9 protein-coding genes are annotated in these 10540 nt (G+C 53.1%); 3 read left to right on the top strand and 6 right to left on the bottom strand.

Annotated features, from left to right (window positions below; all coding sequences use genetic code 11):
• Positions 1-584: 584 nt before the first annotated feature.
• Positions 585-2201 carry an ABC transporter substrate-binding protein gene (locus IPZ49_RS22390; RefSeq protein ID WP_033486876.1) on the bottom strand — a complete coding sequence of 539 codons (1617 nt, stop codon included), beginning with the start codon at positions 2199-2201 and terminating at the stop codon, positions 585-587.
• A 183-nt stretch (positions 2202-2384) separates the two neighbouring features.
• Between IPZ49_RS22390 and mpaA the strand changes: the two genes are divergently transcribed.
• On the top strand, positions 2385-3098 hold the full coding sequence (mpaA, locus tag IPZ49_RS22385; protein WP_063932758.1) for a murein tripeptide amidase MpaA: 714 nt from the start codon (positions 2385-2387) through the stop codon (positions 3096-3098).
• Here mpaA and ycjG read toward each other — a convergent pair.
• On the bottom strand, positions 3089-4054 hold the full coding sequence (gene ycjG, locus IPZ49_RS22380) for an L-Ala-D/L-Glu epimerase (RefSeq protein WP_063932757.1): 966 nt from the start codon (positions 4052-4054) through the stop codon (positions 3089-3091). The two genes, mpaA and ycjG, sit on opposite strands and share 10 nt — an antisense overlap.
• A gap of 106 nt (positions 4055-4160) precedes the next feature.
• Between ycjG and tpx the strand changes: the two genes are divergently transcribed.
• Positions 4161-4667, top strand: coding sequence for a thiol peroxidase (gene tpx, locus IPZ49_RS22375; protein ID WP_003856889.1), 507 nt, complete (start codon positions 4161-4163; stop codon positions 4665-4667).
• Between the two features lie 34 nt (positions 4668-4701).
• On the opposite strand, the gene tyrR is transcribed toward tpx, so the two are convergent.
• From tyrR to IPZ49_RS22360, 3 genes are all read right to left on the bottom strand, one after another.
• Positions 4702-6243 carry a transcriptional regulator TyrR gene (tyrR, locus tag IPZ49_RS22370; protein ID WP_023303818.1) on the bottom strand — a complete coding sequence of 514 codons (1542 nt, stop codon included), beginning with the start codon at positions 6241-6243 and terminating at the stop codon, positions 4702-4704.
• Positions 6244-6354: 111 nt separating this feature from the next.
• Positions 6355-7407, bottom strand: a complete 1053-nt coding sequence (locus IPZ49_RS22365) for a YcjF family protein (RefSeq protein ID WP_032669702.1) — start codon at positions 7405-7407, stop codon at positions 6355-6357.
• Positions 7404-8801 (bottom strand): YcjX family protein, encoded by a 1398-nt coding sequence (locus IPZ49_RS22360; protein WP_063932756.1) that lies wholly within the window; start codon positions 8799-8801, stop codon positions 7404-7406. The genes IPZ49_RS22365 and IPZ49_RS22360 overlap by 4 nt, the downstream gene beginning before the upstream one ends.
• Positions 8802-8956: 155 nt before the next feature.
• On the opposite strand from IPZ49_RS22360, the gene IPZ49_RS22355 reads away from it, so the two are divergent.
• On the top strand, positions 8957-9967 hold the full coding sequence (locus tag IPZ49_RS22355) for a LacI family DNA-binding transcriptional regulator (protein ID WP_023296696.1): 1011 nt from the start codon (positions 8957-8959) through the stop codon (positions 9965-9967).
• A gap of 33 nt (positions 9968-10000) precedes the next feature.
• On the opposite strand, the gene IPZ49_RS22350 is transcribed toward IPZ49_RS22355, so the two are convergent.
• Positions 10001-10540 (bottom strand): OmpG family monomeric porin (locus tag IPZ49_RS22350; protein WP_193762878.1); only part of this gene is annotated, 540 nt, incomplete at its 5' end.

Here is a 10540-nt window from a genome sequence, read left to right as displayed (position 1 = left end):
TGTTAAGTTAGTGACGTTTCTTTACAAAACCATATTAGAGCAAAAGCTCATTTAAAATCAACTTATCAGATCAAAGATCTACCATTAGACTTTTCTTAAGAATATTCCACTAAATTATTGTACTCATAAATGCCATAGATACATGACACACAGCAAAAATTAACTATTTATTCACATTAATTTGGCAGGAATGACTGCTTTGATTGGAAATATTGAACTTATCGTTACATGAGGTTGAATAATTGATTTACATCAATGTATTTATTAACATGGCCCGTAACAGCGCAGAAAAATAAGGTTTTAATTCAATAAACGACATGAATATGAAAAATCCTGTATCGGACAAATTCAATCTTAAAAACAGTAATGACTATACTGCTACAGGAATGGCGAATAAATGACTACGCATTTTTCGATAAACGGGAGAAAGAATCTCTTTGAAGATATTCATCATGACAATGAGTGATGGGCTGATATGAAGGGGATATTCGGTAATAACCATGCTGTAAAACTATCAACCCTTAGAGCGGGCGCTTATGGGTTAATGGATGTTAACCATAATCACGTAGCGCCCTGAGCTCTTTTTAGTGCTTTTCAATATACATTGTACGGCTGTACGCAACATCCTCTGGGTTATTTATCGGATAACCTTTAACCCATGGCTTGATGAGACGGCCATTGGTGTATTGATAAATAGGGGCAATCGGTGCTTTCTCGGTGAGGATCTTCTCGGCCATGTTGTAGTCGGCATTACGCGCTTTTTCAGTGGTTTCGAGCGTCGCCTGATGAATAATCTTATCGTAAGCAGGATCGTTGAATCGTGAGATATTCCCGCTATGGGAGGATGTCAGCAGCGACAGGAATGTTGACGGCTCATTGTAGTCCCCTACCCACGATGCACGGATGACGTCAAAATTCCCGGTATTGCGGCTGTCGATGTAGGTTTTCCACTCCTGATTCTGCAACTTAACGTCAACACCCAGATTTTTCTTCCACATGGATGCGACGGCAATCGCAATTTTCTGATGGTTTTCAGACGTGTTGTACAGCAGCGTTAATTTTAGCGGCCGCTGAGGGCCATAGCCTGCCGCCTGCAACAACGTTTTCGCCTGCGCATTCAGCTCCTGCTGCGTCATCTGCTCAAATGGCGAGGCTTCCGGCGTAAAACCCGCAGTGACATCGGGAGTAAAATGCCAGGCCGGTTTCTCACCGGTCCCCAGGACTTTCTCCGCCATAATACGTCTGTCGATTGTCATGCTGAGCGCGAGACGTACGCGGGCATCCGCGGTTGGGCCTTTTTGCGTGTTAAACGCGTAGTAATAGGTCCCAAGCTGTGGCGGTGTATATACCTGACCCGGAATATCTTTAAGCAGCTTCTGGTACATGTTTTTCGGAAACGATTCTGTAATATCGATATCGCCCGCCAGATAGCGTTTGGTCGCTGAGGACTCCTGATTGATTGGCACAAAGGTGACTTTTTTAAGCACCGTCCTGGCGTTATCCCAGTAATGAGAATTCGGCTCAACCACCAGTTTTTCATTCACCACGCGATCTTTCAGCACATACGCACCGTTGCCAATGAGCGCGCCAGGGCGCGTCCATTCCTTACCGCTTTCCACATTGGCCTTTTGAACAGGATAAAACGCGAAATTAGCCGTCAGATTGCTGAACCAGGGCAGCGGTTTGTCCAGCTGCACGCGCAACGTTTTAGCATCCACCGCCGTCACGCCGAGGGTATCCGGAGCAGCTTTGCCGTCGATAATGGCCTGGGCATTGTTAATGCCCGCCAGCGCCGCAAACCAGGCGAAAGGTGACGTTGTTTTAGGATCAACCAGACGACGCCAGCTATAGACAAAATCTTGTGCCGTCACCGGGGTTCCGTCAGACCACTTAGCGTTATCCCGCAACGTGAACGTCCAGACGCGGTTGTCATTGCTCTGCCAGCGCGTCGCCACGCCGGGAACTAACTCCCCTTTTTCGTTCTGATTTACCAGCCCTTCATAGAGGTCGCGGATCACCTGTATCTCGGGCAACCCCACCGCTTTTGCCGGATCGAGCGAAGCGGGCTCATCTTTAATATGTCGAACCAGCTCCTGCTTTTGCGCCAGAACCGTTCCTTCGGGAACCTCCGCGGCATATGAAAGTGAAGAAAGCCCGCACAGCCACAGCGCAGTACAAAGAAGCGAAACAGGATGCTTCATACGATCCCCTTAATGATGTCAGGTAACAGACAGATGCGTAATTATTTGTTTCGAAACGGAGAAATGCAAATGCTTCCTCCGGAAAGTTGATGTCAGGCAATTTTCCACACACACGGAAACTATTTGATTAAGCGCGGCTTTTGCACAACACTGCCAGAAGTGACTTTATCATCAGGGTTTACTATGGCAACTACCCGACCAAGAACGGAACGCGGCGCCTTCCCGCCCGGGACTGAACATTATGGACGCTCGTTTTTAGGCGCGCCGCTGATCTGGTTTCCGGCACCCGAGGCCGATCGCACTAGCGGCTTAATCATTGCGGGCACGCATGGCGATGAAAACTCGTCTGTCGTGACGCTCTCGTGCGCGCTACGTACGCTGGCCCCCGATTTACGACGACATCATGTGATTTTGACCGTCAACCCGGACGGTTGTCAGCTTGGATTACGGGCGAATGCACGCGGCGTTGACCTGAACAGGAACTTCCCGGCGGCAAACTGGCGCGCCGGTGAAACGGTGTATCGCTGGAACAGTTCAGCGCAGGAGCGAGATGTTGTCCTGCTCACGGGAGACAAACCCGGTTCCGAACCGGAGACTCAGGCATTGTGCCAGCTTATTCATAAGATCCACCCGGCCTGGGTTGTCTCTTTCCACGATCCCCTCGCCTGTATTGAAGATCCTCGTAATACGGCGCTCGGGCAGTGGCTGGCGGATGCGTTTGCTCTACCTCTGGTGAGCAGCGTTGGCTATGAAACACCCGGGTCGTTTGGCAGCTGGTGCGCGGACCTTAGCCTTCACTGTATCACCGCAGAGTTTCCGCCCATCTCCTCGGATGAAGCGAGCGAAAAATACCTGCGGGCGATGACAGATCTCCTGCGCTGGCAGCCTCAAAGATGAAGTACACCGGAGGTAAAATTCAGGGCGGGTGATACGTCAACCGCCAGCCAGGTTGGGCCGTCAAGATCGGCAAAACGCACGCTGTTCACCAGCGGGAGCGCAGCGCCGATCGCTCTTGACGTGCACAACATGCAGCCCAGCATCAGAGCAAAGCCTTGCGCCTGCGCATCTTGTGCCAGTGCCAGGGCTTCGGTTAATCCACCTGTTTTATCCAGCTTAATGTTCACCATTTCGTAGCGTCCCTCGAGAGCTGACAGGCTCTCACGGGTATGACAGCTTTCATCTGCACAGACGGGAAGCGGATGAATAAAATTCGCCAGCGCGGCATCGTCTTCTGCCGGGAGGGGTTGCTCCAGCATGGCAACGCCCAGATCGGCAAGCAGCTGACAACGGGCTGCCAGCCCTTCGCTATGCCATGATTCGTTCGCATCGACGATAAGAGTGGCATCAGGCACCGCCGCACGAATGGCGACCATGCGTTCGCTAATCAGACGATCGTCGATCTTCACCTTTAATAATGTTGCACCGGTGGCATACAACGCCTGAGCGCTGGCGGCCATTTGCTCTGGTTCACCGATGACCACCGTTTGCGCGGTGACGATCGATTGCGGCAGCGTAACGTCCAGCAGCGCAGGCAGCGGTTTTTGTTGTTTCGCCGCTTCCAGACTCCAGAGTGCGCAGTCAATCGCGTTGCGTGCCGCGCCGGCCGGCAACCGAAGCTGAAGAGCCTCGCGCGTCAGACCCGCCTGCAACTCGGGCACCACCGTCATAATTTGCGCCATGACTGACGCCAGGCTTTCTCCGTAGCGAGGATAAGGGGTACATTCCCCGACGCCTTTTACGCCGTCCTCTTCACATTCAACCACGACCACACAGGCCTCATTACGGCTGCCGCGCGAGATCACAAACGGGGTGTGCAATGACCAGGCTTCTTCATAGACCTTAACGCTTCTCATCACTAACTCCTTGCAGGCCGGAAAGGCAGAAAATTGGTTTGCCGTGCTAACTGCGGATGACATACACTAGCCACGACGTTAACTATTTGTAAACAGGAAGATATCTATGTCACAACTCGTTCATTTCCAGGGCAACCCGGTTGCTGTTGCAGGTTCCATCCCACAGTCTGGCAGCAAAGCACAGCCTTTTACTCTGGTGGCTAAAGATCTGTCTGACGTCACGCTGAGCCAGTTTGCTGGCAAACGTAAAGTCCTGAACATTTTCCCAAGCATCGATACTGGCGTTTGTGCTGCATCAGTGCGTAAATTCAACCAGCTGGCGACCGAAATGGACAACACCGTAGTGCTGTGCATTTCTGCTGACCTGCCGTTTGCCCAGTCCCGCTTCTGCGGCGCTGAAGGCCTGAGCAACGTCATCACCCTTTCCACTCTGCGCAGCCCGGATTTCCTGGAAAAATACGGTGTTGCCATTTCCGAAGGCGCGCTGAAAGGTCTGGCTGCTCGTGCGGTACTGGTGATCGACGAAAACGACAACGTTGTTTTCAGTGAGCTGGTTAACGAAATCACTACCGAACCGGATTACACCGCTGCACTTGAAGCGCTTAAAGCCTAAACGTAAAAAAGCCTCTGCAAAGAGGCTTTTTTATTTATTCGTCACCCTTCTTCTGATTTAACCCATACTCGCGCAGCTTATTCGCAATCGCGGTATGAGACACCCCAAGACGTTTAGCCAGCTTGCGCGTGCTCGGATAGCTGCGATAAAGCTGCGTTAACACCGAACGCTCGAAACGGCTGGTGATGTCATCCAGCGAGCCTTCCATTGCCTCTTCGCCTACCGAGACCGTCCCGGCATCGTAATCCGGCAACAGAATATCCTGAGGACGCAGTTCATACCCTTCAAGCTGAGTTAATGCGCGATAGACCGCATTTTTAAGCTGACGAATATTGCCCGGCCAGCCGTAACGCGTCAGCACGGTGCCCAGGTCGGCAGAGAGCTTCGGACGTGGCACGCCCTGCTCGTCGGCAAAACGGGCCACGAACAGTTCCGTCAACGGCATAATGTCCTGCGGGCAATCGCGCAGCGGCGGTATATTGAGTGTCAGAACGTTGAGACGATAGTAGAGATCTTCGCGGAATACCCCTTTCTGCACCAGCTCCACCAGGTTTTTCTGGGTGGCGCAGATGACGCGCACGTCCACGTGCACTTCATGATCTTCCCCCACACGGCGGAACGTGCCGTCATTGAGAAAACGCAGCAGTTTCGCCTGCATGCGTGGCGACATTTCGCCAATCTCGTCCAGCAGCACCGAGCCGCCGTTCGCCTGTTCAAAGAAGCCTTTTTTACCTTCCGGCGCATGCCCGAACAGCTCACTTTCCACCGCATCTTCAGGAATAGACGCGCAGTTCAGCGCCAGATACGGTTTTGCCGCACGCGGGCTGGCCATGTGCACAGCATGCGCCAGCAGATCTTTCCCCGTACCGGTATCCCCGGTAATCAGCAGCGGTGCCGTAAGATTTGCCAGCTTGCGCGCCTGGTCGATTACATGACGCATCTTCGGGCTCACCGCAATAATCTGGCTGAATGCGCCGACGTCCTGGCTGGAAAGATTCTGTAACTGGCGTCCCATGCGCACCGTGGAACGCAGCATGATCACCGCGCCGGTGAGCACCCGCGCGGCATTTTCCCCTTTCAGGTAGACCGGCGTGATCTCCATCAGGAAATTCTGTCCGTTGATAACGACATGCTCGCTATGGGTATTTTGCGGGTTGCTGTCCAGCCAGCGCTGGAAATTAAAACCGGTAATCAGTTGCGTGGCGTGGTGCCCGATAAGTTTTTCCTGAGTCTGCGCAAACAGCTGGCAGCTGGCCTGGTTAACGCGCTCGACTTTATTTTTCAGATCGAGAGAGAGAAACGGCTCCGGCATTGCTTCCAGCAGCGCGCTCAGCGCAAGATGTTCCCGCTCGGACGGCATCCAGGGGATGGTGCGTACATCCGTAACGCCATCGATACGGCGGATTTCCGCCATCAGGCTACTGAAGGTATTAAATTCAATTTCGGCAAAATTGAGGTAAATTCGCCCGACAGGGTCGATCTCTATGCCACGTAAATCAATGCTACGTAAAACAAGAAGATCGAGTAACTCGCGGGTCAGACCGAGACGGTCCTCACAAAAGACTTCCAGACGCATGGGAAATTCACCGTTTAAGCCAATAACAGTAAAATGATATGTCAGATCACGGTATTCGGGAAGGTGGCTGTCAACAAATATTGACAGCCCGCACGATTAGTAAACAGAACCTCACTGAGCAGGTTTTTTATTGAGCGTCTCTTTAAGCTGGCCAATCAATTCGCGACGGAAATCCCCCAGCCGCGGCTTATCGCCATCGATCCAGGGGAGTGGACGACAAACCTCCATCGCTTTGATGCCCAGGCGTGCCGTCAGCAGACCGGCACCAATCCCCTGCGCCGCCCGGGCAGAGAGACGCGCCGCAAGATCCTGCGACATCCAGTCCATCCCGACCTCCCGTACCAGTTCGCTTGCCCCGGCGAAGGCGATATTCAGCAATACCAGTTTGAACAGGCGCAGCCGGCTGTAATAGCCAAGCTCGATGCCATACAGTCTGGCGATGCGGTTGATCAGGCGCAGGTTGCGCCAGGCGATAAAGGCCATGTCCACCATCGCCAGCGGACTGACGGCGATCATCAGGGTAGATTCCGCCGCCGAGCGGCTGATCTCACGACGAGCCTGCGCATCCAGCACCGGCTGAACAATGTGGGCATAGAGCGTGACCACTTCCTGGTCATTCTGGGTTTCGTGGATCGCCGCATACCAGCGCTGAAGCGCCGGGTGAGAGTGATCAATCCCGGCCTGAGCCGCAAGCTTTTCACAAAAAGCACGCCCTTTTCCTGTGCCGTGACTGTGCAGCAGATCCCGCGCTTCATCGCGTTCGTGGGCACGCTGACGCAAACGCCAGAGGCGACGCCACTCGGTGACGACTGAGCCAACGCCCGCACCAACAATCAACGCCCCGGCGGCGCATCCCCCCAGCGCCACCCAGTCCTGCGTTTGCCAGGCATTGACGCCCCACTGCACGCCCTGACCGATTACGCTCACCCCAAAAAGGGCTAACCCGGCGGTCACCATCTTGCGCCACAGGCTGCGTTTCGGGCGCAGTGCCGCATCAACAACCGCTTCCGCCTGCCCCTCTTCAACCATCGGTTCGTCTGCCAGCACGGGAGCAAAGTTGTCGGCCTGCGGCCCGCTGAAGGTTTGCGCCGTTTTAAACGCCTCATGCGGGGACTGCTCAAGCTGGCCGGTAAAATCAATGCGTGGTTTTAACGGTTCCGTCATCGCAATTTATCTCCAATTAAAAACTCCAGCGCGGCATCCAGACGGATATGCGGCAATGGCTGGTCAACGTTCATACTCTGCGGACGGAAGGCTTCGAACTGAAAACCCTGGCTTTGCCAGAAAGCCTGGCCCGGCAGACGCGCCGGAACTTCCCCCGGATAGACCGTGAGCGGCGCACCGTCGCTGAGACGGTTGCCCCGCAGGGCCGGAATTTTCTCGCCATTCAGGTCAATCAACCCACTCTGCGTAGCCTGTACGGACGCCAGCCCCAGACAATCCATACTGATCCCTTCGAAGGCCGCATTCTGCCAGGCATCCTGCACCAGCTGTTGCAGCAGGGATACCATGTTGGCGTGCTGATCGACCGTCACATGGTCAGCTTTTGTGGCGGCAAACAGCAGCTTGTCGATGACCGGCGAGAACAAACGGCGAAACAGCGTACGCTGGCCATAATGAAAGCTTTGCATCAGCTGCGTCAGCGCCAGCCGCATATCATTGAACGCCTGCGGCCCGCTGTTGAGCGGTTGCAGGCAGTCCACCAGCACGATCTGGCGGTCAAAGCGTAAAAAGTGATTTTTATAAAAGCCCTTAACCACCTTCTCACAGTAATAATTGTATCGCTCGCGGAGCATACCGGCGTTGGTGGTCTTGTCCGCCTGCGCCAGTTTCGATTCACCGATGCTGTCAACGTCCGGCCACGGGAAAAACTGTAGCGCGGGAGCACCGGCTAAATCACCCGGCAGAACAAATCGGCCCGGCTGAATAAAATGCAACCCCTCCTGCTTGCACTGATGCAGGTAATCCGTCCAGGCTTCGGCTATGACGGCCAGACGGTTTTCATCCGCCGGTGCCAGCGGATCCAGTCCTTCGCAAAGCTGGCGCCATTTGGTCGACCACTCTGCCCGCTGCCCCTGCAACAGACCGGTCATCTGTCGGGACCAGCTCAGGTAATCCTGCGCCAGCAACGGTAAATCGAGCAGCCATTCTCCCGGGTAATCCACAATTTCGAGATAGAGCGTGGACGTTTCTTTGAAGTGACGCATCAGGGATTCATTCGAGCGGAAACGAAGCGCAAGACGGATTTCGCTCACGCCACGCGTCGGGGTGGGCCAGGCGGGAGGCTCCCCGTATAACTGCGCCAGACCTTCATCATAGGTGAAACGGGGTATGCCAAAATCACGTTGCGGTACGCGTTTCACCCCAAGCAACCGCTCCTCGCGCACTGCGCTAAGCAGTGGCAGGCGCGCCCCTGCATGCAGGTTCAACAGCTGATTGACCATCGCCGTAATGAATGCTGTCTTACCGCTGCGGCTCAGCCCCGTCACGGCAAGACGCAGATGGCGATCAACGCCACGGTTCACCAGAGAATTGAATTCGTTTTTAAGTCGCTTCATCGCCGTCCTTCATTGCCTGGAACCCTGAAAAAAGTCACTTCAGAATACAGTAAATTGGGGCAGATCGTTGATTATCAATTCTTAATTATTGCTATTGCCGTTTTCTCTCCAGTAAGATGGGCGCAATTGCTGTCCGTCTGGAGTGAGTAAGGTGTATGTCACCCACCATCTATGATATTGCCCGCGTTGCTGGCGTTTCGAAATCAACCGTGTCGCGCGTTCTGAATAAACAAACGAATATTTCTCCTGAAGCGCGCGAAAAGGTGTTGAAGGCGATAGAAGAATTAAATTATCAACCGAATAAACTTGCCCGCGCACTCACCTCTTCTGGCTTCGACGCCATTATGGTTATTTCGACCCGTTCAACCAAAACCACCGCAGGCAATCCGTTTTTCTCTGATGTACTACATGCCATTACGGCAAAAGCAGAAGAAGAGGGTTTTGATGTTATTTTACAAACGTCCAAAAGCAGCGAAGATGATCTGCAAAAATGCGTAGGTAAAATAAAGCAGAAGATGATCAAGGGGATCATCATGCTAAGCTCGCCGGCGAACGAGTCTTTTTTCGCGACGCTGGACGAATATGGCGTGCCCGTGGTCGTTATTGGTAAAGTGGAAGGCAATTACCAGAATATCTATTCTGTCGACACGGATAATTTCCGCGACAGCGCCATATTAACCGACTCATTTATCAAACATGGTCGCACTAAAATTGCCTGCCTGCATGCCCCGCTCGATTATCACGTTTCTATCGATCGCCTGGCGGGCTATAAATCGAGCCTTGAGAAGCAGGGTATTGCGATTAACCCGGACTGGGTTATTGATGGCGGGTATACCCATGAAAGCGCGCTTCAGGCGGCCTGTCAGCTACTCTCTTCAGACAACCCGCCCGATGCGGTTTTTGCGACAGACAGTATGAAATTGCTGAGTCTTTATCGTGCCGCGGATGCGCTAAACCTGACGATCCCGGAACAGGTCGCAATGGCAGGATACAGCGACCCAATGCTATCTCTCATTTTAACCCCTGCGCCTGGCGGCTTTGATATCCCCACCAGAAAGCTGGGCGAAGAGAGCTGCGATGTGTTGTTCAGGTGCATAGCGGGTAAACCTGCCCCGCATAAGATATTGGTTGAAACGCATTTTTCAGATGCGGCTTCATTACGCTAAAAACCAGGGGCAAACGCCCCTGGTGAAGTGTTATCAAAACGCGTAATTCACGCCGATACCGGCATAGTGGAAGCGGTCACTTTCCCCTTCGTCATGGTTTTCCCATTCGTAGGCATATTCCAGCGTCATGGATAAACCATTGTTAAAATCATAGGCGTACAGCATACCCAAACGGTTGAAATCATGTCCTTCACGCTCAGGATCGTCTTGCCAGTCCCAGTTTGACCAGCGATCGAGTCCCAGACGGGTATAAGGCGTTAGCGTCGTCTGACCCAATGAAATCGGCAGATAGGCGCGAATTTCCTGAGTGGAGAATTCACCGTTATTACGTGAACCGTCCATATTAAAACCGCGCTCTAAATAGTAATTAACTTTTGCCGAGACCGTTTCGTTAATTGTCCAGGTAAAACCGGTTTCGGTCTCGACGCGGCTGTCAGAATAGCCGGTTTTTTTCAGATCGTTGGCAAACTGATACATGGCAAACCAGCCGCCAAAACGCCAGTCGTCGGTTAGTTTAATATCCCAGTCAGGCTGAACTTTATAGCGCTGCATATTAGGGAAGGTGCGAATAAG

The sequence above is a fragment of the Enterobacter cloacae complex sp. S2 genome, from assembly GCF_015159675.1.
In the GTDB taxonomy this organism is placed as follows: domain Bacteria; phylum Pseudomonadota; class Gammaproteobacteria; order Enterobacterales; family Enterobacteriaceae; genus Enterobacter; species Enterobacter intestinihominis.
This window is presented reverse-complemented; position numbering and strand designations above follow the sequence as displayed.